15 protein-coding genes, 1 tRNA gene and 1 CRISPR repeat array are annotated in these 25,183 nt (G+C 41.7%); of the genes, 4 read left to right on the plus strand and 12 right to left on the minus strand.

Annotated features, from left to right (window positions below; genetic code table 11):
• The 4 genes from ACVPON_RS05150 to ACVPON_RS05165 all read right to left on the minus strand — a co-directional run.
• Window positions 1–2,093: Rib/alpha-like domain-containing protein (locus ACVPON_RS05150; protein ID WP_462876824.1), on the minus strand; the 2,093-nt coding region annotated here is incomplete at its 3' end.
• 580 nt (window positions 2,094–2,673) lie between these two features.
• On the minus strand, window positions 2,674–4,488 hold the full coding sequence (glmS, locus tag ACVPON_RS05155) for a glutamine--fructose-6-phosphate transaminase (isomerizing) (RefSeq protein WP_462876826.1): 1,815 nt from the start codon (window positions 4,486–4,488) through the stop codon (window positions 2,674–2,676).
• Window positions 4,489–4,641: 153 nt separating this feature from the next.
• Window positions 4,642–5,166 carry a signal peptidase I gene (gene lepB / locus ACVPON_RS05160; RefSeq protein WP_462876828.1) on the minus strand — a complete coding sequence of 175 codons (525 nt, stop codon included), beginning with the start codon at window positions 5,164–5,166 and terminating at the stop codon, window positions 4,642–4,644.
• Window positions 5,167–5,214: 48 nt separating this feature from the next.
• Window positions 5,215–5,844, minus strand: a complete 630-nt coding sequence (locus tag ACVPON_RS05165; RefSeq protein ID WP_462876830.1) for a DUF459 domain-containing protein — start codon at window positions 5,842–5,844, stop codon at window positions 5,215–5,217.
• A gap of 75 nt (window positions 5,845–5,919) precedes the next feature.
• On the opposite strand from ACVPON_RS05165, the gene ACVPON_RS05170 reads away from it, so the two are divergent.
• Window positions 5,920–7,035 carry an NAD(P)/FAD-dependent oxidoreductase gene (locus tag ACVPON_RS05170; RefSeq protein ID WP_462876832.1) on the plus strand — a complete coding sequence of 372 codons (1,116 nt, stop codon included), beginning with the start codon at window positions 5,920–5,922 and terminating at the stop codon, window positions 7,033–7,035.
• Between the two features lie 285 nt (window positions 7,036–7,320).
• On the opposite strand, the gene ACVPON_RS05175 is transcribed toward ACVPON_RS05170, so the two are convergent.
• The 5 genes from ACVPON_RS05175 to ACVPON_RS05195 all read right to left on the minus strand — a co-directional run bounded on the left by ACVPON_RS05175 (window position 7,321) and on the right by ACVPON_RS05195 (window position 16,281).
• Complete coding sequence (locus ACVPON_RS05175; protein WP_462876834.1) at window positions 7,321–8,364, minus strand: zinc-binding dehydrogenase; 1,044 nt, start codon at window positions 8,362–8,364, stop codon at window positions 7,321–7,323.
• Window positions 8,365–8,451: 87 nt separating this feature from the next.
• Window positions 8,452–9,606: an MFS transporter gene (locus tag ACVPON_RS05180; protein WP_462876836.1), complete on the minus strand. Its 1,155-nt coding sequence runs from the start codon at window positions 9,604–9,606 to the stop codon at window positions 8,452–8,454.
• Window positions 9,607–10,355: 749 nt separating this feature from the next.
• Window positions 10,356–11,861 (minus strand): pyruvate kinase, encoded by a 1,506-nt coding sequence (gene pyk / locus ACVPON_RS05185; protein WP_462876838.1) that lies wholly within the window; start codon window positions 11,859–11,861, stop codon window positions 10,356–10,358.
• Window positions 11,862–12,078: 217 nt separating this feature from the next.
• On the minus strand, window positions 12,079–13,092 hold the full coding sequence (pfkA, locus tag ACVPON_RS05190; protein WP_462876840.1) for a 6-phosphofructokinase: 1,014 nt from the start codon (window positions 13,090–13,092) through the stop codon (window positions 12,079–12,081).
• An 81-nt stretch (window positions 13,093–13,173) separates the two neighbouring features.
• Window positions 13,174–16,281: a DNA polymerase III subunit alpha gene (locus ACVPON_RS05195; RefSeq protein WP_462876842.1), complete on the minus strand. Its 3,108-nt coding sequence runs from the start codon at window positions 16,279–16,281 to the stop codon at window positions 13,174–13,176.
• A gap of 338 nt (window positions 16,282–16,619) precedes the next feature.
• Between ACVPON_RS05195 and ACVPON_RS05200 the strand changes: the two genes are divergently transcribed.
• From ACVPON_RS05200 to ACVPON_RS05210, 3 genes are read left to right on the plus strand one after another with little or no spacing between them, the layout of a single operon-like run.
• Window positions 16,620–16,985: a GntR family transcriptional regulator gene (locus ACVPON_RS05200; RefSeq protein WP_462876844.1), complete on the plus strand. Its 366-nt coding sequence runs from the start codon at window positions 16,620–16,622 to the stop codon at window positions 16,983–16,985.
• A 12-nt stretch (window positions 16,986–16,997) separates the two neighbouring features.
• A complete protein-coding gene (locus tag ACVPON_RS05205; RefSeq protein WP_462876847.1) occupies window positions 16,998–17,705 on the plus strand; it encodes an ABC transporter ATP-binding protein in 708 nt (235 codons plus the stop codon).
• 14 nt (window positions 17,706–17,719) lie between these two features.
• Window positions 17,720–18,508 (plus strand): hypothetical protein, encoded by a 789-nt coding sequence (locus ACVPON_RS05210; RefSeq protein WP_462876849.1) that lies wholly within the window; start codon window positions 17,720–17,722, stop codon window positions 18,506–18,508.
• Window positions 18,509–18,556: 48 nt separating this feature from the next.
• Here the strand turns inward: ACVPON_RS05210 and ACVPON_RS05215 are convergent, their stop codons facing one another.
• The 3 genes from ACVPON_RS05215 to ACVPON_RS05225 all read right to left on the minus strand — a co-directional run bounded on the left by ACVPON_RS05215 (window position 18,557) and on the right by ACVPON_RS05225 (window position 24,304).
• On the minus strand, window positions 18,557–22,789 hold the full coding sequence (locus ACVPON_RS05215) for a pullulanase (RefSeq protein WP_462876851.1): 4,233 nt from the start codon (window positions 22,787–22,789) through the stop codon (window positions 18,557–18,559).
• A gap of 258 nt (window positions 22,790–23,047) precedes the next feature.
• Window positions 23,048–24,064: an adenosine deaminase gene (add, locus tag ACVPON_RS05220; RefSeq protein ID WP_462876853.1), complete on the minus strand. Its 1,017-nt coding sequence runs from the start codon at window positions 24,062–24,064 to the stop codon at window positions 23,048–23,050.
• 152 nt (window positions 24,065–24,216) lie between these two features.
• Window positions 24,217–24,304: transfer RNA gene (locus ACVPON_RS05225), tRNA-Ser, on the minus strand.
• 130 nt (window positions 24,305–24,434) lie between these two features.
• Window positions 24,435–24,929: direct repeats of the CRISPR family, unit length 36 nt; unit sequence GTTTTGGAACCATTCGAAACAACACAGCTCTAAAAC.
• The last annotated feature ends 254 nt before the right edge of the window (window positions 24,930–25,183 follow it).

Genomic DNA, 25,183 nt, shown 5'->3' on the forward strand with positions numbered 1-25,183 from the left:
GGTACATTGACCGTTTCTTTAGTGCCGTCTGCGTAAGTGACCTCTACTGGAACTTGATGCGTGCCGACTGTGCTTGGGACAGTACCTGTTAGACGTTTATTAGTGATAGTCACACCACTTGGGGCAGTTACTTTGCCTAGCACTTCATTTTGCGTCACCGGTTGGGTTTCTGGCTTGGTGAGGCTCGTTACAGCTGGGTTGTATTCAGCAGCTTGTGTTGTAACTGTAAATTGCCCAACTTTTGTCGGGGTACTTGCGTTCCCTGATTCATCTGTTGAGATGGCGATGATTTCATAGGTCTTACGTGCATTTGCTTGTAGGGCATTGGCCTTTACTTGAGCCAACGTATCATAGTAGTTGCCTTGAGCGTCTTTGTAGCGTAGGTAGGTTAAATTGTTTTTTTCAACGGTTTTGTTTATTGCCGCAATTTTTTCATTCTTTTGTGCCTGTGTTAAACGTGGTAAGGCATTGACCCCAGCGATACGGACACTTTGTGAGAGAGTTGGAGCACTTACTAAGGTAGCGTTACTATGAACATTATCGGTTACGACAATCTTGTTAACATTGATTTTATTTGTGAGCTGGCTTTCCAAATCAGTCGCCAAAATCGGTTGACTGGGTAATGCCAGAGCAGTCGCACTTGCATTACCATCAATTTGTGGGGGACGAATGTCTACAGCAATCAATGGAATGGCAATACGATTGTCCTTATATTCAAATTTCTCTGAATTTCCTTCATCTTCAGCCATTCTTCCATCTCCTAAATAGGCATCAGCCGATTTATGGAAATATGTAGAATAATAGGCTCCTGAAACATATATAATATCAGTAGAAGCCTCTCCTAATCCACCCGAATTGAGATTTGTTAATGTAAATGGTGTGACTCTGTCAAGCCTCCCAGGAATAGATTGAGAAACAGGGTTCGTTCGCAAAGCGTTCTCTCTCCCCTGCCCCCTACCATAAATTTTTACCATACTCACTAATTCATCATCAGTAGGATGCACAAAGCGATAGATTTCTCCATCTTGGATAATGCGTCTTTTGGCTGGATTATCAATATCCGTTCCTAGAATCGTTGGCATACCATAAATTGCAACCCTCGAACCACTTTTCGGTACAAAACTTACTCGTCTACGTAGTTCCTTATAATCTATATCAGTAGCATTCCCAAAATCATATAAATAAACATACCGACGATTGCCCAAATCGACCAATCCTGGGTCATTTGGGCGATTGGATACCGGACCCATACTGCTAAACACAACATTATAGTCATCTTTGAGGGTAAAAGCTGTATCTCCAGCATAATAGGTCTTGCCATTTAAGGTTTCTGAACCGTTCCCTATACTTCTAAAGGAGGTGTTCCCTGTATCCCTTGCTCGTCTCGTACGAGAAGCCTCTGTTGCAGAATGATCCTCACTTTCAGTTGTACTTGGAGAAGTTGGGAGAGCTTCTGTTTTTTCTTCAGTAGTCTGAGGTTGGTCTAAAGCTGAAGAAGCAGGCGAAAGAGAAGTTTTTTCTGTTTCTTGATCCGCTCCCTCTGTTATCTCAACTGGAACATGGACTAGGTCCTTTTTGCCATTCCCATAGGTCACTTCCACTGCAACTTGATGAAGTCCAACCTTACTGGGTAGCTCATCTTTGATTGCTTTACTGGTGATAGCTTCACCATTTACAGATACAATCTGGTTGAGAATCTCTTCTGCCGTAACTGGAGCGGTGATGGCCTTGGTCACTTGACCAATGTTTAGGACAGGTTGAGTATTTTCAATCTCGTCTGTATGACTGGATAAGATTTCTTCTGTCTTCTCTTCTACCTTATCGGCAACTGCTGGGCTAGTTAGGTCCCCACTTGTTGTCGGTGAAGTTGACTCCGCTATGGGATTCTCAACAACTGGGGAAGCCTCTTCCGCTGCTGCTTTTGGCTGGCTAGTCAAGGTTGGCATTGCCGTGACTTCATCATCTGCTTGGACAATTGGTGTTCCTAGCAGTAGGGCAGTTCCCAAAAGGATACTAGCCGCTCCAAAATGGTATTTCCGAATGGAAAAACGTTGCCCCAGACGATACCAATCCATCTTCTGTCTATTTTTCAAGTTACCATACTCCTTTAAATGTTCTATTCCTACCTAGCTCTGGTTCTCACCCTTCTCAACAGCCAAATTCTATCAAACTGTCTTCTTCTTTTCGAACAGGAAATGAGCCCTAAGAAAAGAAGAGGCTTAGGATATTCTTGACCTGCAGAAAGAAAACCCTAGCTAAATAGCATGTACCTATTCTACCCCCCCCCCCCGTTCGATTTTGTCAAGTATTTACTTTCATTTCTCAAAATATTTTTTTTAGAGATAGGGAAGCTCCCCCTATAGCTCAAACAGAGGAAGCTTGAAAAAGAAAGGTCTGCTTTAAAGGGAGATGAGAAGTGGAAAGAACCATTCCCTATTCTTGGCATATCAAAGAAAATAAATGGATTGCAAATGACGTTTTGAGGGAAGAGAGCATCACTGACTAACTTCCTCGTGTGCTTTTGATGTTTAGTGAGTATGACTTTAGGGATACGGATACCCTTGTTATAGTCGTTTTGTTTTTAGAAAGCTTGGGAACTTGTTTTACTGAGTTTGAACTAAAAAGAGATGAAAAAATCCCCGTAGCAGGGCTACGAGGAAAAGGAATCATACTTTACTCAACCGTAACGGCTTTTGCCAAATTACGGGGTTTATCAACGTCTAGTCCCCGTTGAAGGGAGGCATAATAGGCGATCAGTTGGGTTGGAATGACCATTGAAATACTAGAGAGGAATGGGTGAACCTTGTTCACTACAATGTCATCTTCTGCACGCTCTAGACCTTCTTCTACAATGGTCAAGCTATGAGCTCCTCGGGACACTACTTCTGCGATATTTCCACGTGTATGCGCAGCCACTTGCTCACTCGCTGAAATCAAGGCAATCACTGGCGTGCCATCTTCAATCAAGGAGATGGTTCCGTGCTTTAACTCACCAGCTGCAAAGCCCTCACATTGGATATAGGAGATTTCTTTTAATTTTAGCGCTGCTTCAATTGTTACATAGTAGTCATTTCCACGACCGATATAAAAAGCATTGCGCGTTGTTGCAAGTAAGTTCTCCACCTTTTCAGCAAGCCTGTCTTTTTCAGACAAGGTCGCTTCAATCGATTGTGCCACAAGGGACAATTCATGTACCAAGTCAAAGTCAAGTGCTTCTGGCTTGCCATTTGCCTCGCCAACTGCTTTAGACAAGAAAGCAAGGGCAGCAATTTGTGCTGTATAAGCCTTGGTAGAAGCAACTGCAATTTCAGGACCGGCATGAAGGAGCATGGTGTAAGTCGCTTCACGTGAAAGAGTAGAGCCTGGCACATTGGTAATGGTCAAACTTGGAATCCCCATTTCGTTCGCTTTGACCAAAACTTGACGGCTATCAGCTGTTTCTCCAGACTGGGTCAATAGGATAAAGAGAGGTTTCTTGCTCAAAAGTGGCATGTGATAGCCCCATTCAGAAGCAACCCCCAGTTCGACTGGTGTATCTGTCAAGGCTTCAATCATATTCTTAGACGCATAGCCTGCATTATAAGAGGTTCCTGCTGCAAGGATATAGATACGGTCTGCTTCTTGAACAGCTTTGACAATGGCAGGATCCACCTTGACTTGACCGTCCACATCTGAGTAAGTACTAATCAACTTCCGCATCACAGTTGGCTGCTCATCAATTTCTTTTAGCATATAGAAAGGATAGGTCCCTTTACCAATATCTGACAGATCCAATTCTGCTGTATAGCTACCACGATCGATAGGATTCCCATCGTAGTCCATGACTTCCACACTTTCTTTGGTTACAATAACCAATTCCTTATCATGAACTTCCATGTACTCACTGGTTTCACGAATCATCGCCATAGCATCTGAACACACCATATTATAGCCATCACCAAGCCCAATCAGAAGGGGCGATTTATTCTTTGCCACATAAATCGTATCCGGATTTGCAGCATCGATTAAAGCAAAGGCATAGGAACCTTGAATAATGTGAAGAGCTTTCTTAAAGGCTTCAAGCACAGACAAATCATCTTCTTCAACAAATTTGCCAATCAAATGAACGGCAATCTCAGTATCTGTCTGCCCCTTAAAATCGTGACCTGCCAAGTAGGTCGTTTTCATTTCAAGATAATTTTCAATCACCCCATTGTGAACGAGGACAAAGCGCCCGATCTGTGAAGTATGAGGGTGGGCATTCTCTTCAGTTGGTTTTCCATGAGTTGCCCAGCGGGTATGCCCGATTCCGATTGTACCTTCGACAGAAGATCCGACCTTAGCCGATAAATCAGCAATGCGACCAACGGATTTGACTAGATGCCCTCTTGCTCCACCTGTAACAAAAATTCCTGCTGAATCATACCCTCGGTATTCTAATTTTTCAAGTCCCTGAATCAAAATATCAGTTGCGTTTGGATTGCCAACAACACCAACGATTCCACACATATTCTTTCACTTCCATTTCTAAATTAAGGATTCTATAAATTGGTATAGTCATTTTTATATGAAATAAAACCAATAGAATTAGTATATAGAAAAGATTTTTATTTGTCAAATCCAAAATTGGTCTAGTCTTATTTGCAAATAAAAAAACTAACCCTACTTTTGGGTTAGTCCGATATCAATAAAGCCAAATTCACTGATTGGGCTGATGCGGAAAGTCAAGCGACCAATCACCTGTTTGGACGAAATCAAACCCAGTGTCCGACTATCCTCACGGTTGGTCCGGATATCATTTAAAATCCAATAATTTTTCTTCTCCAAACGGGGAACAATGACATCTTCTGTATAATAGTCCTGATGGTTTGCTGACTTGCTGAGGTAGGTTTCCTCTACAATTTCATTATTGCGATATAAAACATCATCCATGTAGGTCACACTATCGCCCTCCTTGGCAATAACCCGACCGACACGTTCTACCCCGTCTACTTGATATAAAACAAGGTCACCATATTCCAGTTCTTTACTCTTCACTGCAATGATGATATCATTTTCTTTGAGGTAGTGATTTGCCATTTGTTTCGTTATGGTAACTGGTTCAAAGACCCAAATACGTAGCGCAATGATTCCTACTGCCAATAAACTAACAACAATCATTCGATGAATCAATTCTCTTTTTGCCATAATCCTCCCCCATTTCTTGATTACTAGTATAACATATTTTCTCGGAAATTACCGAAGGTTTTCTCCTATTATTTTTTTGTAAACTATCTCTGCTATGAGCTGATTTCCAAGTGGGGTCAAATGAAGCCCATCACTATAGTAGTCTCCATGACCTTCTGTTAGCGGGTATAAGTTCAGCCATTCCAATCCCTTATCCGTCGCAATTCTAGGGATAATTTCCTGCAGTTCGGTACGAATAATATCATTGTTGAGACCAAAACGGCTAGTCGGAACATAGGGAGGAACTAAAAGATAGACATCTGGCTGACTTGGCATTTGAAGATAACGCTCCACTAGTTCGCTATATTCTTTGATAAAGCGTTCTTTATTCCAATAGGGAGCCCGGCTATCATTGCTTCCAATCATTATAATGACAATATCTGCATCACTCTCAAGAGATAATTGGGCATTTCTTTCCTGTAAATAAGGATAGTCTGAGGTAGATTGTAAGGAACGTCCGCTCAGACCAAAATTAAAGACCTGATAATGAGGCCCTAATTTTGTAGCCAAAATACTAGGATAGGCATCTCGTTCTCGGTTTTCTAAGCCATAACCATAGGTCAAACTATCACCAACAGTTGCAACTTTGATCGCTCCACTACCAATTACCATGACTTCTGGGTACATTACATCTGACATATCTTCTCCTTTTTTCTATTCTACCATTTTCAAAAAAATAAAGAAACCCTCCTGTCTTTATGCTATACTAGAAACATGAAACAGAAAAAAATCATCATTATTGGTGGAGGGATTGTGGGCTCTACCGCTGCTTTTTATCTCTCTCAAGCCCCAGATATGCAGGTCATACTCATCGATGAAGGAAGTGGAAATGCTACCAGGGCTGCTGCTGGCATCATCTGTCCCTGGCTCTCTCAACGGCGCAACCAGAGCTGGTATCGCTTGGTTGATAAGGGGGCTGCTTTTTATCTGGATTTGATGCAAGATTTACAAAAAGCAGGTATCGAACACCTCCCCTATAAACAAACAGGAACCCTCATTTTCAAAAAGAAAGATGCCCTACTAACTAAATTAGCAACTCTCGCTCAAGAAAGGCAGATCCAGTCCCCAATCATTGGCAGACTTGACGTCTTAAAAGGGGAAGACCTAAGAAAGCAAATCCCTCCTCTTGTAACAGACCAAGGGGCAGTTCTCACCCATGGGGGTGGACGGGTGGACGGTGGACAACTCTTGGACCAGTTACAAGCTGTATTTCAAGAGCAAGGAGGGCACTTCCTCAAAGGAAGGGCACAGCTCTTGCCCAACAAACAAGTTCAAGTAGAGACTAGCACCTATAACTATGATAAGCTGATCTTAGCTGCCGGAGCCTGGTTGCCAGACCTCCTTAGTCCCTTAGGCTACAAGGTTGATATCAGACCACAAAAGGGACAATTACTGGAACTAAATACAAACCTTGCAACCGATAACTGGCCTGGCTGTATGCTCCATGGGGAAATCGACATCCTCCCATTTGACCAAGGAAAACTAGTCATCGGAGCGACCCATGAAAACGATCAGGGCTATGATTTATCGCTAGATAAGAAAAAAATACAGCAGATGAAAGAGGTAGCTACTTCTTTTATTCCTGCCTTAGAACAGTACGAAATCACCCATACCCGCGTCGGTACTCGGGCTTATACCTCAGATTTTCTCCCTTTCTACGGACGTTTGTCCGATCAAGCTCCTATCTTAGTAGCAAGTGGTCTAGGCTCTTCAGGCCTCACTTGTGGCCCTTTTATCGGTTGGCAGCTGGCACAAGCTATCCTTGAACAACCCTATGAATTTGATGCCCAGCCCTATAGCCCTGCTCCTTATATCGTGCCTTTGTTTTAAACGTAATACTCATTTAATTTACCTTTTATTACTTCAACAATTGTGGAAACTCCCTTTCCTTATTTCCAACTTCCAATCATCTTCTAGATATTGGAACTCATTTTGCCCTACTCCAGTACAGCTTGTAGCTCCTTGCCTAGTACTAAAAGTAAACGAAACAACTATATGGTTTGAAGTCATGACAAAACATGAGGTTGGGATTTTCATCCCAACCTCTCATCATTTAAAAAACAAACTGTTTTGCTCGCTCTATGATAGGATTCTGAAGAAGTGTCTATTTTTTCCTTACTCTACAAGTACCATAGACTTAATCACCTTACGATCTGCCATGTCTCGATAGGCTTGGTTGATGTCTTCTAAAGAATAGGTCTGTGTAAAGACACATCCTGGGTTAATCTCCCCGTCAAGAACCGCTTTTAGTAAGACTTGCTTGTTATAAGTAGTCACCGAAGCAGAACCACCTGCAACTGAGATATTTTGAGCAAAGGTTGAACCGAGTGGTCGACTATTGTAATGTGGAACCCCAACAAATCCAATGCGTCCACCATTGTGAAGCACACCAAGTGCTTGTTCGATTGCAGCTTCAGTTCCTACACATTCAAGTGCAGCATCTGCCCCACCGCCTAATAGTTCACGCACTTTAGCGATGCCTTCTTCTCCACGCTCTGCTACGACAGCTGTCGCCCCTGATTCTAATGCCATCGCCTGACGGTCGGCATGGCGGCTCATCAAGATAATCTGTGAAGCACCCATCATTTTAGCTGCAATGACAGCACATTGACCAACTGCACCGTCACCAATCACTACTACCTTATCTCCACGCTGGACATGAGCTACACGGGCTGCATGATAGCCAGTAGGCATAACGTCTGCCAAGGTTAAGAGCGACTTGAGCATGCCCTCTGAATAGTCAGAAGGTTGTCCAGGTATCTTTATCAATGCCCAATTTCCATAATGAAAACGAAGGTATTCAGACTGAAAACCCCCACCCCAGTTTGTTGGAGCTGGGTGATTGTCGCAAGTCCCATCAAATCCTGCCCGACAGGCATCACAATGACCGCAACCATGCGTAAAGGGAACGATAACAAAATCACCCGGTTTGACTGTCGTAATCTCGCTACCTACTTCTTCAACTATCCCTAATGCCTCATGGCCAGAATTCATCGAATGTGCTTCACGCTCGTCTCCATGCGAATAAGACCAGAGGTCTGATCCACAAACACAGGCACGCACAATCTTAATAATGACATCGTCCTTTTCTTGAAGCTGTGGCTTATCTACCTCACCGACTATCATCGATCCAGCCTTTTCAAAAATTGCTGTTTTCATCTCTTTTCCTCCCTTTCTTGGTTAAGCTACCTCTAGTATAGCACTTAGAGTCAACTCCAAGTCAAGCCTCTTTTCACATTTTAATCCTTACTGATTTCTTCTTCTCAATAATAAGAAAGCCAACAGGCAGGCAAATACCATTAAACAGCTACTGATGTAGAAGGGAGTGATAAAGGGTTCAATCTGGAAATGTTCCAACAATTTAGTAAGGAATAAGGGCGTTAAAACGACCCCAATATTTCCCCCCGTAATAGCAAGGCTTGTCACAAAATGAACTTGTTCTTTCGAGAATTTCTTGGAAATATAATAAAAATTAAAGGACATGATTCCAACAAAACTCATTCCAACCAAGATACTTGCAAGGATAAAGAGAGGAAGATGAAAACCTAAAGTAAAGAGGAGATTCCCAAGTCCCATCGCAATAAGAACAACAAAAAGGGTTCTATCTCCCAATTTTTTCAAAATTGGTCCAAAAAAGCAGCCAGTAATAATCCCGCTAAAGGCTAAAATCGTGAGTAGCTGACTAGATAGGGTGGTGGAAAAACCGTAGTGGGTCACAAGGAGGCTCGGAATTTTAATGGTCGCCCCAATATAGCTGATTCCAACTAAAAAAGTGAGGGCTACAATGAATCCTACCTGATGATTCCAAACAATTGCATCTTTTACCCTTACCTGAGACTGACTAGATTCGGGAATATTTAAATAAAAGAGGATAAAGACTGGAAAGGCAAGCAGATAGACTAAAAAGGTATAATTGACCCCAATCAACAAGGCATATCCCGCAATAAAGGTAGTCAGAGCTTTCCCAATGTTCAAGAAAGCTGTCCGTAACCCAATCATCTGAGCCCTCATCTCCCCTTCATAGAAATCGCTAATCAGACTAATAGAAAGAGAATTATAAAGTCCAATTCCTACCCCTAACAACAAACGGCAGATAAGGATGAGGGGAAAAGAAGTTAAAAAGGTTGGCAAAACTCCAAATATACCAATCAAAGCCAGACCCAGCAAAACCGTCCGCTTGCTTCCAAGCCAAGATACAACTAGGTTACTGAGCAAGACTGTAATCGTAATCATCATTGCCGGCACTGTCACCAAACTCTCCACAGAAGCGAGACCAAGGCTAGCATTCTTAGCATGATAATAGTCATAGAGCTTCGGAATAGCTGGCGCAATCGCTAAATGAGACATTAAAAAGATGGAAATCACCAAGAGTGAAAATCGCATCATCGCTTTATTTTTCATGTTTTCTCCTTTCATTCCACACTATAAAACAAAACATGTAACATTATACACCGAAACGAACTGAGATACAAGTTTCTACTGATACTCAAGAAAAATCAAAAAACAAACGGGAAATGGAAGTCAAGCTAAGAAACTGGAAAGTGAGGATAAATCTCATTCGTTGTAAGTAACTTCTGCTCAACTACCTATTTTTACTTTGCTCGCGTTACGGCTTTTGTATCTTATTTTAATTGAACATAGCCTACGAGCTATGTAAAAAAGATAGGCAGCTGTTTCAGCTTTAGCTGATTACAGATGAGAATCCTGTAAGGATAGGCTTCCTGGGGTTCATCGAACCCGGCGTCAACCTCCTATTTTTACTTTGCTCGCGTTACGGCTTTTGTATCTTATTTTAATTGAACACTGCCTACGAGCTATGTAAAAAAGATAGGCAGCTGTTTCAGCTTTAGCTGATTACAGATGAGAATCCTGTAAGGATAGGCTTCCTGGGGTTCATCGAACCCGGCGTCAACCTCCTATTTTTACTTTGCTCGCGTTACGGCTGTTGTATCTTGGTTTAACTGAACTCGGGCTACAACTCACTGAAAAAAAGATCAATCTCATTGGTTGCAAGCCAACCTGCTTCGATTGTCTATTTTTTCTAGGAGTTGTTTCACGCCCTCGTATCTTATTTGCAAACCAAACTTTCATTTATTCTGAAAGACAAGAAAAAGCCTTAGTGGAGTGACCACTAGGCTTTTCATTCCTTCTTATTTTACAGTGCGAACACGCATTGTATTCGTTGAACCAGCGACACCAACTGGCACACCTGCTACGATAACGATGTTATCTCCTGATTGAACAAGGCCAGCTTTAATCGCTTCGCGTTCTGCCAATTCAAACATGTCATCTGTAGAAGCTGGTTTGTCCGTCACAACTGGAATAACTCCCCAGTTAATCATCAAGGATTTTTGTACCTCTTCTGTAAAGGTTATTGCTAAGATGTCTGCATCTGGACGGTATTTAGAAATTGAACGTGCTGAGAATCCAGTTTCAGTGACAGTTACCACTAATTTAATGTCCATTGAATGGCAAGCATCACGAACAGCTGACGCAATTACCTCTGTTTTACTTGTACGTTCAAAGTTTGCAGCATCCAAACGACCGTATTCATTCAAGAGAGTTTGAGCATTCTTAGCAATGGTTGCCATGGTACGAACAGACTCAACTGGATACTTACCATTCGCTGATTCACCCGAAAGCATCGTTGCATCTGTTCCATCAATAACAGCGTTGAATACATCTGATACTTCTGAACGGGTAGCACGTGGTTTTTCAGTCATGGTTTCAAGCATGTTAGTCGCTGTGATAACTGCTTTACCAGCTGCATTGACTTTCGTGATAATCATCTTTTGATAAACTGGAACCATCTCAAATGGTACTTCAATTCCCATATCACCACGGGCAATCATGATCCCATCTGCAGCCTCGATAATTTCATCGATATTGTCAATCCCTTGTTGGTTTTCAATTTTCGCAAATAATTTCACATGATCATTTCCAGTTTCTTCACAGATCGCACGCACTTCGTTTACATCTTTTGCAGTACGAACAAAGGAAATCGCAATAAAATTCAAACCTTGCTCAAGACCAAAGCGGATATCTGCATTATCACGCTCAGCAAGTGCTGGGAAAGGAATTTTAGTGTAAGGAATATTGACACCTTTTTGTTTTGCAATTACACCATCATTTTCGACTGTTACTTCAAATTCACGGGTTTCATCATCTTTAGCAAAGACACGAAGACCAAGTTTTCCATCGTCAACAAGAATTTGCTTCCCAACCTCAACATCATTGTAGATGTCAAGACCACCTGCAACGTTCAAGGCAATCACTTCACGAGTGGATTTGATTCCTTGCTTCGTAGCGACACGAAGAGTTTCTCCAGTTGTATACTCATACTCTTTTGCATCTCCTTCAAACAATTCTGTGCGAATCTCAGGACCTTTTGTATCGAGCAAAAAACCAACTTTCTGACCAGCAATTTCTTCGGCACGGCGGACAGTTGCCATACGATCTCCCTGCTCTTGGTGGTCACCATGTGAGAAGTTGAAACGGAAGACATTCGCTCCTTCTTTGATCAATTCAGCAATTTTCTGAGCAGATGCTTCAACGTCAAGTTTTTCACCCCAATAACCATCTTCACCAAATTTTTTACCACCACGGATTTCCACCGCAGGTCCCAATGTAGCAACAAGTTTTACACGTTTATTCATGATTTGTTTTCTCCTTTTTTGCAACCAATTTATCCGAATAAGTCTTAGAAGCTGTGTCCACAAGTAAAGTACTTTTGATAAAAGAGAGCGTTTTTCACTCATCAAGGCTGTTTTTTGGGGAAATACTGACTGTATTTTGAAAAAACAAACGATGAGGAGCTTAAAAACAAGCCTTAGATGGAAGTGTTGAACTGTGAATACAGATTCTTATAGATCTTTAGTAACGCGACAAGCTACGAGCTAGCCCTGCTAGCTTAGCATCTCCTTTATGAGGATTGTTGACAATAATCTTACCATCTTCACCCAGGCAGAAAAGAGCATTTTCTTCTTTGGTTCCAAGGATTGGGTTTGCAACTAACTCATCTTTGTGAACACCAACAGCAAGACCACCACGACCTTCTTTCAGAAGCTCAACAGCATATGCACCCAAGCGTGAAGCAAGAACACGGTCACGAACAGTTGGGCGACCACCACGTTGAATATGACCAAGCTCGATTGCACGAAGATCGCTTGTATCGCCAGCTTCTTTTAATTTTTTCGCAAATTCATGAGCCGACATCACTCCTTCAGCAAGCATGACAATATTGTGGTTTTTCCCTTTTTCATATCCTTTTTTGATGCTTGCTACAACATCTTCAATCTTGAAGTCTTCTTCTGGTACAATGATTTCATCCGCACCGATAGCAATACCCGTCCAAAGGGCAATATCCCCTGCATGACGACCCATTACCTCCACCACGAATGTCCGACGATGGCTCATCGCTGTATCACGAATTTTATCAACTGCATCCATAACGGTCATACAGGCCGTATCAAAACCGATTGTAAAGTCCGTTCCTGGAATATCATTATCAATGGTACCTGGGATACCAATCGCTGGAAAACCATGCTCTGTTAAACGCATAGCACCGTGATAAGATCCATCACCACCGATAACGACAACACCCTCAATGTTATGTTTTTTTAATTGCTCAATCCCTTTTAATTGACCTTCTAATTGAGCAAACTCTGGGTAGCGAGCAGAATATAACATCGTACCTCCGGTTCCTAGGATCCCGCTAACACCTTCTTTTGTCAAAGGGAAAATATCTCCAGCAACCATCCCGGCATAACCATAGTTAATCCCGAATACTTCCATCCCTTCTGAAATTGCTTTACGAACGACTGCCCGAACAGCAGCATTCATACCAGGGGCGTCACCACCACTGGTCAAAACAGCAATACGTTTCATTTAACTAATGCTCCTTTTTTCATTTTTAACTGTACCATTATACCATATTTACCCGCAGTATGCTTGACTTTTTACTATTTTTTACCGAAAAACCGTTTTCATTGAAAATTTTTGTAAGCGATTTTTCAATTCGGCTGATTTTTCGATAAAAATCCGTTCTAATTGCACCGTTTGGTTGCGGTCCTGATAATGTAAAACAACTGGAACTGTCCCTGGATATTCCGATAAAATATTGGCAATCATCTGATCATTGTCTCCATTTTCCAGTAAAATCCAAAGCTTTTCAGAATAGGGAGACTCTAGCTTATCCAAAACTAGCTGGAGCTGTCCTTCTCTTTCTTGAACCTTGCCTGTCAGATAGAAAATTTCTCCTTCTCTCACGAGGTTTTGGTAGCGCTGGTAAGTTTCCGGAAATAGGGTCACATCAAGCTTTTTCTTCGTATCAGTCACTTGGATAAATGCCATCTGTTGCCCCGTTTTCTTGGTACGAATGATACGAGTTGACTGAATCTGCCCCAAAATAGTCACCATGCTTCCTGCCAACAATTCAGAAAATGGAGTATGGGGTTTACTAGCAGATTTTGCCAATAGTACCAAAGGATGGGGACTGATACCAACTCCGATAATTGCCTGCTCTAGACTAAATTTTTCACTATCGCTATAATCCTCTGCCTCATGCCAACTATAGCTTTCCTCAGAAAAGAAAGTCCCAAATGTATCAGCAAAAACAAAGAGATTGTCTAAATTGTCCAAAATTTTCTTCCGATTTGCTTCAAAAAGATCAAATAATCCCAACTGAATCAAGGGCCTTAGCATTTCCTGCTTCTTGAATGGATTAGGTAGACGCAAGATAAAATCTTCTACACTTTTAAAAGGTCGTTCTTCTATTATCCAAAAAGACAATTCCCTAGGCAAACCCTTGATATTTTTTAAGCCCATCAGAATCTTCTTCTCATCAAACTTATCATGATAGGGAATGGTGTTGATGGTTACCGGTGCTATCTGGAAATCAAATTGTAGAGCATCTGAGATATAGTCACTACTTGAATAGTTCAACATAATATCAAAAAAGACATCTGGATAATGCGTTTTAAAATAAGCGAGTTGAAAGGCAAGGGCTGAATAAGCATAGGCATGACTACGATTAAAACCATAGCCTGCAAATTTTGCCATCATGGCAAAAATTCTTCTCGCCTTTTCCTCATCATGCCCATTTTGAAGGGCACCTGCAAGAAAGCTAGCTTCCATCCCCTGCATTTCTGCCTTATTTTTCTTAGACATAGCACGGCGCAACAGGTCGGCTTTTCCAAGGGTAAATCCTGCAAACTGTTGCGCAATCTGCATGACCTGCTCCTGATAGAGCATGATTCCGTAAGTCGGTCGTAAAATCGCTGCAATCGAATCATCTAATAAATCAATAGCTTCTTGACCGTGTTTACGTTTGACAAAATTATCGGAATAATCACTAGCACCGGGACGGTTCAGACTAGTAGTCGCCACAATGTCTGCAAAGCAACTAGGCTTGACGCGTTTCAGCAGATGGATCGCACCTGGTTGCTCAAATTGAAAAATTCCCTTAGTCTGCCCTCTCGCAAAGAGTTCTAAAGTCGCCTGGTCTTCCAAATCAATGGTTGAAATCACAACTTTTTTATTGTATTTTTCCTCCACTGCTGCCGCCATTTTCTGTACGAAGGTCAGATTGCGTAAACCCAGAAAGTCCATTTTCAACAGACCATTTGCTTCAACTGCATGGGCATCATACTGAGTAATCAGCATATCCTCCCCCGTCTTTAGAGGAATTGTGTCTGTCAGCTCCTGGTCACTCATCACGACCCCTGCTGCATGAATAGAGGTCTGGCGCGGATGTCCTTCAATCTGCTGGGCAATAGCATAGGCTTTCTGATATTCTATTTTACTATTGATGACTTGCCTAAAAGAGGCATTGCGCTCATAGGCTGTTGCTAGCGTGTCTCTAAAAGAAATTTTTTTAGTGATGCTACTCACTTCGTATTCAAGTGTTCCGTAACGTTTCAAGACATCTCGTAGGGCCTGCTTGGCTCCAAAGGTCGAATAAGTCACAATCTGTGCTGCATGAAGTGTCCCGTAACGCTCCCGCACATATCGGATAAAATCTCCACGGTGAATATCTGGAATATCGATGTCAATGTCGGGCATGCTATAACGTTCAAGATTTAAAAAGCGTTCAAAGAGCAAGTCATGCTTGACAGGGTCAATCCCTGTAATGTAAAGAACATAAGCAACGAGGCTACCAACCGCAGAACCACGTCCCATTCCCATATAATAGCCCTGACTACGCCCAAACCGTAATAAATCCCAAACGATTAAAAAATAATCATCGAAACCCATTTGGTGGATAACTGCCAACTCCTGTTCCAAGCGGTCTCGGTAGGCAGGACCTGTAAGCCCTCTGCTTTGCAAGCCTTCTTCTGCCTTTTCACGTAGCTCTTCTACAGCTACACGCTGACGGTTGAAACGAGGCAATTTCAAACCCTTATCCAATTCATAGGAGATGGTAGAAAGCAAGCGCTTCAATTCTTCCAAGGCTTCTGGAAAACGCTGGCTAAAAATAGCTGCCAAACTTTCTGGACTTAGCAAGGTTTGGTTATGGACAAGTCGCGATACTTGGTTGAGCGGGACATTTTCTTGAATCGCATGGAGAACTTGCAAGACTTCTACTTGACCTTCCTCAAAATACCTCACTGTATGTAGGGGAATTAAAGGACGACTAGTCGTCAAAGCTGGCGTTGCCTCGCAGACACCAATGTAAAAATCACTCCCCAAATCATAGTCTTCAATTCCAGCAAAATAAGGAATAATGATCGCAATGCCTGTCAAATAGGAACGAATGGCATCAAATTCTCTTTGCCCGGTCATCTTGGCTGTTGAAATTTTCAAAAGATTTTGGTAGCCTATTGTATTTCTAGCAATAAACTGCATCATCAAACTTTCATCGGCTGAAACCAAAAACTCCATCTCGCAACCAATAACAGGTTGAATCCCTGCTTTCTCACATGCCTCCATAAAGGAATAAGCTGCGTACAAATTATCTCGATCCATAATCCCCAAATGTGTGTAGCCCATTTTCTTGGCTTCTGCCACATAGCGGTCAATGGTCATCATACTATCCATAAAGGTATAGACAGTTTTGGTATCCAATTGTGCTAGCATCTTTCCTCCCTCTTTTCTTGATCGTTTTCCATTTTTATATCTGTTCTTGCTATTATCTACTATTATACACCAAAAAAATCCCCCTTGCTACTATGGGCTTTATGCTGATACTCGAAGTTTTTTGGGGAAAGACTAGACAGAGGAACAAACGATGCCTCAAACTCCACCAGACTACTAGCAAAAAAGAAACTATTATATAAAAGCATAAAAGCGCTTTGCTTATAAATACAGGTTATAAGATTATACTAGAATAATTTCTTGCAATCTGATTGAAAATATTGTATTATATATATAAGACAATTATACAATTACATTTGTATTCTTAGAAAGGAATAATCATGACTTGGAAATTTGATAGCAACTTTCCCATCTACATCCAAATTGCAAATACGATTAAGTTGCAAATCGTAACTCACCAACTCCAGCCAGGGAACAAACTTCCAACAGTCCGTGATTTAGCAGAGACTGCCGGTGTCAATCCCAATACTGTTCAACGAGCCTTATCAGAACTTGAAAACGAAGGGTTTGTTTACTCTGTTCGCACGACAGGGCGCTTCGTGACAGATAATCTCAATCTGATTCAAGAAACGAGATCTAGGCTAGCAAAGGACAAATTAGATTCTTTTGTATCTAATATGTTCGATTTAGGATTTGAACCCAATGAAGTCGTTCAGCAATTGGAAAAGTATTTAGAAGGAAAATAAGGAGAAACAAATATGGAAAAGAATGTTACCCTCGTTGACTTTCAACAGGTATCGAAATCATACGGCGGATTAATTGCCCTTAACAACATCAACCTCAAACTATCTGCTGGAAAAATCATCGGTTTATTAGGACCAAACGGCTCTGGTAAGACTACCTTAATCAAGTTACTCAACGGTTTACTCCAGCCCGAATACGGACAAATCTTAATCAATGGTCACAGACCTTCTCCAGAAACCAAGCAAATCGTATCCTATCTACCAGATACGACTTATTTGGATGAAGATAGACGGGTCATAGAAGTCATCGATTTCTTCAAGGATTTCTATGCTGATTTTGATGAGGCGCGTGCTTTTCATCTCCTGCAAGATCTCAATATCGAACTCACCAGTAGAATCAAACATTTATCAAAAGGCAACAAGGAAAAAGTTCAGTTGATTTTGGTCATGAGCCGCCAAGCTCTCCTCTATGTCCTTGATGAACCAATCGGTGGTGTAGATCCTGCTGCCCGCGACTATATCTTGCAGACCATCATCAACAATTACTCTCCAACTTCCTCAGTCCTGATTTCAACCCACTTGATTGCAGATGTTGAACAGATCCTCGATGAAGTTATATTTCTCCAATCCGGCCATATCATTCGCCATAGTAATGTCGATGATTTGCGGATTGAAAGCGGAGAATCGATTGATGAACTATTCCGCCGTGAGTTTAAGGCTTAGTAAAGGAGATGACTATGTTTGGAAAATTATTAAAATATGAATTGAAGTCTGTCGGAAAATGGTATTTCGGCCTCTATGTCGCAGCTGTAGTACTTTCTCTCGTCATCGGATTAGGAGCAACCATTCTTAACGAACAGGCAAGTCAATACTACGACAGTAGTGGTGTTGGAATTGCAATCTTGCTACTGATTATCATTAGCTTTGCCATTATCATAGGAGGTCTCATCCTCTCTACCTTCCTTCTTATTATCAATCGTTTCCGAAAGAACGTCTATGGTCGACAAGGCTACTTGACCATGACCCTTCCTGTCACCAACCACCAGATTATCCTCAGTAAATTGATAACTAGTCTCATTTGGAGCCTCCTATCAGGTATCACGATTATAGTATGTTTTTTTACTATCATGCTAATTGTTGACCCTCCTGTATCGGCTGCTCATATGGCTGAAATGATTAGGTCGATGAAAGATGACTATCAAAACATAACCGGAGTCAGCTTTACTCTTTATTCTATACTTAATTTTATCATTAACTCCATCCATGCCATTCTCACCGTTTATTTTGCCATCTCACTCGGCCAACTATTCAAAGACCACCGTACCTTACTTGCTATCGTCTTCTATTTTGCCCTCAATCTCGGAGAGACTTTCCTCACTCTTTTGCTCTTCCTACCTCTGGGAGCACCTACTCCTATGACCTCAGCTACATATATCCCCCTTGCGCTCACCCTACCCACTCTCCTTTCTCTGACCTACTACTTCGGAACCTATTACATCATGACAAAGAAATTGAATTTACAGTAAAGAAAAACTCTGAAATATCACTATTTCAGAGTTTTTTAATGGGGAGAATCACTCGCTTCTCTTATTCTTTCCAAGAGAAAGGAACCCTACTAAAAGAGTGAATAGCCCAAAGAGCATTCCTGTAAGAAATGGTTTACCACCTGTTTTGGGTAAGACCTTTGCCTCTTCTTTGCTTATGGACTGTGGTTTATCCAGGAAAGATCTACCATTATTTCCACTTGCATTTTCTGTATCTTGTGGTCCTTGAGTAGTAGTTGGTCTTGTTGGCTGAGTACCTGTCTTTGGAGTAAGGGTGACGGAAACTTCTACTTCTTCTCTACTTTGGTCTTGATAGGTTACTAACACCAAAACCTTATGAGTGCCTACACTAGTCGGCAACTCTGTGCCCGGTGCAAGAGTAACTGTTCCATTACCAACTCCTGTCACTGCACTGATCATATCTTCTACTGTTAATTCTCCTGCTACCTTTGTCACCCTAGAAACATTGGGACTAGTTGTATCAGCATCTGTCTTTGGTGGCAAGGATGGATTGGTTGTATCAGCGTCTGTCTTTGGTGGCAAGGATGGATTGGTTGTGTATGCTTCTTGGTAGACATAAGTGACAATCAAGGTCGTATTCCCCTCAACAAGACCACTCGTAGAGGCTGACGACACCAAATGCCCATTCATATCTACCTCTCCAACTTTGTAGTGACCTGCAGGTGCTAAACTATAGGTTTTTCCATCATATCCGACAAGGGTCTGCATTTTGTGTTCAGATTGCTCCGTATTATAAGCAGTATCGACTGCTACATTGTAATGTACGAGGGCATTATCTTTCAACACACGGTCATTGATGTCACAATACCTTATAATCACCGAGCCCTTTACAATTGCTTCACCACTTGGTGGTCTTTGGGCATCCTCTTTTGCAATCCGTAAAACGGTTGCTGTTAGAGGAGAAAGGGTCACCCTATTTTCTGTCAGCGCCACACCATCGGGTGCTTGAATCGCCTCTATGCCCGCTTGTTGACCATCAGCCAAAACGTGGGCATTTCTTAGGGATTGATCAAGAGTAAAACTACGTTCCTTTGTATCTGCATTGATAAATACCAGATAGAGATCGCCATTCCCTGCAATTGTTTGATACCCTAGAACAAGGTCATCCTTTTCGACACCATCTTTACCGACTGTCGTAAGCAAGGTCACTCGTTTATCTACCTCTTCCTTAGAAGCTAATTTAAAAGCATCTGTTGATTTACGCAAGGCAATCAAACCTTGCATATACGCACGACTCTTGGTATGTTCTGGATAAAGTGCACTATTCATAGCCTTAGTCCAATCAAAATGATTAACAGCATCGCTCGAATCATAGGAGTCATGGATAAAGTAAGGAAATTCAAAGGGACTGCCATCTTCATTTGTCAAAAGATGAGACTTATTTGGCACCTTGTCATCTGAGACAGGTGTGCGATAGTCCAGATGACGGAATTGCTTGGTTCGGCCATATTCTTGACCTGAATGAATAAAAGGAGTCCCCTGTGAAGTCAAAATCATAAGATTTCCCAAGCGGAGACGACGATGGATTTCTTTGGTGTTTTCAGCATTGGCTGGATCTTTTTTGATGGACTGGGCAATGATGTCTGCTAGTGGTAAATTATCGTGGGCAGCAATATACTGGATGACATCCCCTGGATCATCTGCTTCAAAATTCGTTGGTTGTGCCTTGATATTACGGAAGACCTTTTCAATATTCTGCTTTCCATTCGTGATAAATGCAGGTGTCCCCTCGTTAGGATAGCCCGATTTCAGCGTATTGCGGATATCATCTGAAAACACAGCAGCAGAGTTGGTGTGCCTCATCCAAGATTGATCTGCAGGCTGGACAGGCTTGTTTTCATCACCTGAATAAGTCACCCAACCTTCTCCCAACATCACAAGATTTGGATTGAGTTTCCTCGCTTCAGCATAGGCAAGCTGGATCGTTTCTGCATCGTGGTCTCCCATCAAGTCAAAGCGGAAACCGTCCACCTTATATTCATCTGTCAGGTATTTAATAGAATCCACCAAAATACGCCGGCTCATGTGATGAGTGGTCCCCAAACGTCCACCCCCATAACTAGTCCGTGGTGTGCCATCTGCATCCATAAAGTGATAATAGTTGGGCTCTAAATCTTCAAAAATATCTGTTTTAGCAGTGTGATTATACACAACATCTAAAATCACACCCATACCTCGTTTATGAATTTCATGAACCAGTTCCTTAAATTCTGCAATACGCGCGGTCGGATCGGCCGGATTCGTCGAATACATGCCTGTGAGAGAAAAATAATTCTGCGGATCATATCCCCAGTTATAGTTGCTGTTGCCAGAGATGTACTCATCCATACGCTCTCCATTTTTGAATTCATCAACATAGTAATAGCTCAAAACAGGCAACAGCTGAATATGGGTTACCCCCAATTCCTTTAAATAATCCAATCTCTCAATAAAGGCTGAAAAGGTTCCGAATTGGGACTTCAAGTCACCTGCAATCGCCTGATCAGACGTAAAATCTCGGACATGTGCCTCATAAATCACGGCATCTTTTCGATCCTTAAAACCAGAAATAGTCGCATAGTTTAACTCTCTTGGTCCTAGCTCTGCTGGATTTACAAAGGCTGCTTTGGCAACCTTATAAGACGGGGCTGTCTTAGCTAAATCACTACTCCAGGCTGCTAAAGACTTGGCGTATGGATCCAAGGTTAAAACAGACTGATCTCCTCGCGTGATTTCATAGTGATAGTAATAGCCACGGTAGTCTGTAATCCCTAAACGATTATTGGTCGCTAAGTCCGCCTGCCAGATCCCTTTGTCTCCTCTAGCCATAGCTACCCTGCCGATAACCTTGCTTTGATCCTTTTTATCATAGATGACTAATGACACTTGATCTGCACTTGGTGACCATAGAGTGACTGCAACTTTCTGACCATTTTCAGTCACACGTGCGCCTAGCTCACCATCATACCGATACAAATTATCTTTCAACTGCCAATTCATACCTGTTGTAAACTGCTCACTTCCATATCTTACTGTATAAGGAGCATGATCGCCATCAAATGCAGCTTGAATCAAAACTTTTTTCGCTCCTTGATCTAGGACAATATCCTTGATTTCAACTACCTGATCGTCCTTATTTTTCACTTGTAAATTCTTTACAATATCCTCTTTTTTACTATTCTCTAAAGTCGTAAAAGTCACTTCAATCTCAGTCAGACTAATCTGCTGCGCTCCTGTCATGCGAACATCATTGATAAAATAAGGATTTGTATAAATCATTGGATCTGCATCTCTCAAGAAAATTTGGCGATGTTTTTTCAACTCTGTAAACTGGTAATCATTGGGTTGAATCTTCACCTCATCGCCTGATTTGCTTTCATCGAGTAATAAGAAGCCCATTGTTTTGGCAAGATCTTTCAATTTAACATCAACATAAGCACCATATTTTCCCTGTGTTTCAAAATCAATACCATCGGGCCAGTTCGTCGTAGGAGTTTCGACATCTCCCCACAACCATAAGGATTTCCGTTCATAGTGCTGATCTGATCGTAGGTAATTGATACGCACCATACCGTCTGCTATCGGTTCATAAAGATAGGTATTGTAGTCTTCATCCAACCAGACCTCATTCATCTTAGGGCTAAGTAGCTCTATTGTCTTGTCTCCCGTCAGATTTTGACCTGTTGTATTATTGATTAAAAAACTAATTTTTTCACGCTTTGTTGCCGACAAGGGCACATCGAGATAATGACCATAGTCGTCTACCTTTGATTCCGAAAAACTTGTTGCTCCCAAGGGCCAGCTACCATTTTGATCAGAGGGCTTTTCTACATCATCCCAAGTCCATAAGCCAAGGCTAGCTAGATTATCTGAGGGGAGTGTCTTAAAATGCAGACGGATAGAGCCTGCTCCCACTTCATCATCTGCTACCGAAGGGGCAGAAGCAGGACTAACATCTTCAGCCTCCCCTCTTTTCTTGTCCAAATCAGCCCGTTCAGAAGAAGGCACTTCATTTTCTTTCTCCAAGGTGTTGTCCTGTCCTAACTTATCATCCTCTCTTTCTTCCTTGTTTTCTATCCCAGCCTCTATAGAAAGAGAAGAATCTCCCTGCAGAACTCCCGAATCTAGAGTTGCTTCTTCTGCTTGGACAGTTGGTCCACCCAATAGACAAAAACTAGCTGATAACAGTATGGAGGCAGTCCCACATTTTAAGGTTCGTAATCCGAAATGATGTCGCTCCTTGCCAACCGTTTCCTTTTTCATTCAGAAACCTCCTAAAAATTTAATAGTTAATGCAAACGTTTGCTCTAACATTTAGTATAACCCAAACACCTGTAAATGTAAAGGCTTACATTTGTAAGCGTAGATATTTTTTACATTTATTTCCCAAGAACATCTGATGAACTGTTCTTAGACTATCTAATACATGCACGGATTTAGCCTATGAAATAGAATCCGGCTGGTTATTTATGGTCTAAAAAAAGAGCATGAGTAAATGTCTCATGACCTTTTTCTGATTTTTTAACATCTGTGATAGGCTGCTTCTAGCTGTTTCAACAGTTTCTCTTTTTCAGCTTCTGTCGTGAAACTAGCCCGGATAGCATTCTGATTAAAACGATAGAAATCATCCTTACTGGTTCCAAAATGTTGGGCAAACAAACAATATTCCTTGGTCAGATTCGTGGCAGATACGGTGCGATTATCCGTGTTAATCGTGATCTTAGCTCCTAAATCGTAGAGGGCTTGATAAGGAAAATCAGCTAGACTTGGAGCTGCTCCCGTCTGGAGATTACTAGTCAAGCACATCTCAATCGTCGCACCTGCCTCTACAAACTCAGCCATTACTTTGCGATCCTTGATCAGGGCTGTCGCGTGACCAATGCGGGAAATGCCCAACTGCAAAGCATGGGCTATATTCGTTACGCAACCGCATTCTCCTGCATGAAAGGTCATTGGTAATCCTAAATCTTGGGTTGCTTTGATTGCCTCTTCTAAGTCCTGTGTCGGAAAATCTGCTTCATTACCTGCAAAATCAAAACCTGCTAACCCCTTTTGGGCAAGGCTTACGACTTCCTTAAAAATAGCTTGGGTCTGGTCAGGATCACTTTGTTTCAAACCACAAACCAAAACCCTTGCGATAATGCCAAACTCTGCCTCCGCCTGCTTCAGCCCCTCTAAGACTGCTTCTACTGTCTCAAGTGCTGTAAGCCCTTGATCTCGAGATAATTCTGGAGCAAAGCGAATCTCCATATACAAAACATTTTCCTTTGCTGCTTGAGCAGCCACATCATAAGCCGCAAGTCTCAGCGCCTCTTTGGTCTGCAATAATGGACGAATAAAATCAAAAACTGTCAAATAGTCCAATAAAGATTCCGTTTGAGCAGGTGCTGTAACCAGCTTGACCAAATCCTCATCACGGACAGGTAAGGGAATCTGAGCCATCTCAGCCAACTGTCGAATAGCCTCTAGTGATAAGGAACCGTCCAAATGGCAATGAAGCTCCGTCTTAGCTAGCTGATGGAGAAGTTTTTCCTGCATATGTCACCTCTTCGTTCGTATATTGGTATTTATCATATCATATTTATAAGACATTGCAATAAAGAATAGATAAAAAATAGAATTTTCCCTCAACATTTACACCCCTCTTTGTGAAACACAAAAAAACTCCCCAAAGGAGTTTTACTTTCTGACGGAAGACATGGGATTCGAACCCACGCACGCTATTACACGCCTACCGCGTTTCCAACACGGCCTCTTAAGCCTCTTGAGTAATCTTCCAATCAAACTATCATCGATTATATCATAAAATTGACAACTTGACAATCATGAAGAATCGAGTGTTTAAAAATAATGATTCGAAACAACACAGCTCTAAAACTTCAAGGTGGAATAAATGGAGTTTTTGATAGTTTTGGAACCATTCGAAACAACACAGCTCTAAAACGTATCAGTCAATTTATACTCAATTCCAGCAGTTTTGGAACCATTCGAAACAACACAGCTCTAAAACGTTCCGCAGGAATTAGTTGCTAAGTTTCATGTTTTGGAACCATTCGAAACAACACAGCTCTAAAACGAAACAGGTGTAAAATCTTCTAGTTTAGGTTTTGGAACCATTCGAAACAACACAGCTCTAAAACAATGTCTCTGCCTTGATCCATTGCTTAGCAGTTTTGGAACCATTCGAAACAACACAGCTCTAAACAATGGTCATCTATTCAAAGACATGAGTATAGTTTTGGAACCATTCGAAACAACACAGCTCTAAAACAACCATCAGCGGTCTAAAGAGGGTAATCTGGTTTTGGAACCATTCGAAACAACACAGCTCTAAAACGTGGATTGTCCAACTTAGGACGACCTGCTTGTTTTGGAACCATTCGAAACAACACAGCTCTAAAACCTCGTAGACAATTTTTGTCCAGAAGATTTCGTAATCGCGCCATTTATCCCAGCTACATTTCAGCTTCAAATCATTCCATTTCTTTACTTATTATACCTTAAACAGTTTATTAAATCAATACTTTCAAACATATACTCCACGTCAAACGCATGAACGTTTTCTTATATCACTTTGTTTATTAAGCACTTTTTTTGAAGCAAGGATGGCTCATTTTCATCTTCCTCTCCCCTTATCTTCTATCTCTAAAACCTAAT

It is taken from the genome of Streptococcus sp. 1F3 (assembly GCF_054968985.1).

Bases quoted from the DNA above. Each gene is read 5' to 3' on its own strand.
- pfkA (WP_462876840.1), bottom strand. From the start codon at position 13,092: ATGAAACGTATTGCTGTTTTGACCAGTGGTGGTGACGCCCCTGGTATG.
- ACVPON_RS05170 (WP_462876832.1), top strand. From the start codon at position 5,920: ATGAAACAGAAAAAAATCATCATTATTGGTGGAGGGATTGTGGGCTCT.
- ACVPON_RS05215 (WP_462876851.1), bottom strand. From the start codon at position 22,789: ATGAAAAAGGAAACGGTTGGCAAGGAGCGACATCATTTCGGATTACGA.
- ACVPON_RS05200 (WP_462876844.1), top strand. From the start codon at position 16,620: ATGACTTGGAAATTTGATAGCAACTTTCCCATCTACATCCAAATTGCA.
- ACVPON_RS05180 (WP_462876836.1), bottom strand. From the start codon at position 9,606: ATGAAAAATAAAGCGATGATGCGATTTTCACTCTTGGTGATTTCCATC.
- glmS (WP_462876826.1), bottom strand. From the start codon at position 4,488: ATGTGTGGAATCGTTGGTGTTGTTGGCAATCCAAACGCAACTGATATT.
- lepB (WP_462876828.1), bottom strand. From the start codon at position 5,166: ATGGCAAAAAGAGAATTGATTCATCGAATGATTGTTGTTAGTTTATTG.
- ACVPON_RS05205 (WP_462876847.1), top strand. From the start codon at position 16,998: ATGGAAAAGAATGTTACCCTCGTTGACTTTCAACAGGTATCGAAATCA.
- add (WP_462876853.1), bottom strand. From the start codon at position 24,064: ATGCAGGAAAAACTTCTCCATCAGCTAGCTAAGACGGAGCTTCATTGC.
- ACVPON_RS05195 (WP_462876842.1), bottom strand. From the start codon at position 16,281: ATGCTAGCACAATTGGATACCAAAACTGTCTATACCTTTATGGATAGT.
- ACVPON_RS05165 (WP_462876830.1), bottom strand. From the start codon at position 5,844: ATGTCAGATGTAATGTACCCAGAAGTCATGGTAATTGGTAGTGGAGCG.
- ACVPON_RS05175 (WP_462876834.1), bottom strand. From the start codon at position 8,364: ATGAAAACAGCAATTTTTGAAAAGGCTGGATCGATGATAGTCGGTGAG.
- pyk (WP_462876838.1), bottom strand. From the start codon at position 11,861: ATGAATAAACGTGTAAAACTTGTTGCTACATTGGGACCTGCGGTGGAA.
- ACVPON_RS05210 (WP_462876849.1), top strand. From the start codon at position 17,720: ATGTTTGGAAAATTATTAAAATATGAATTGAAGTCTGTCGGAAAATGG.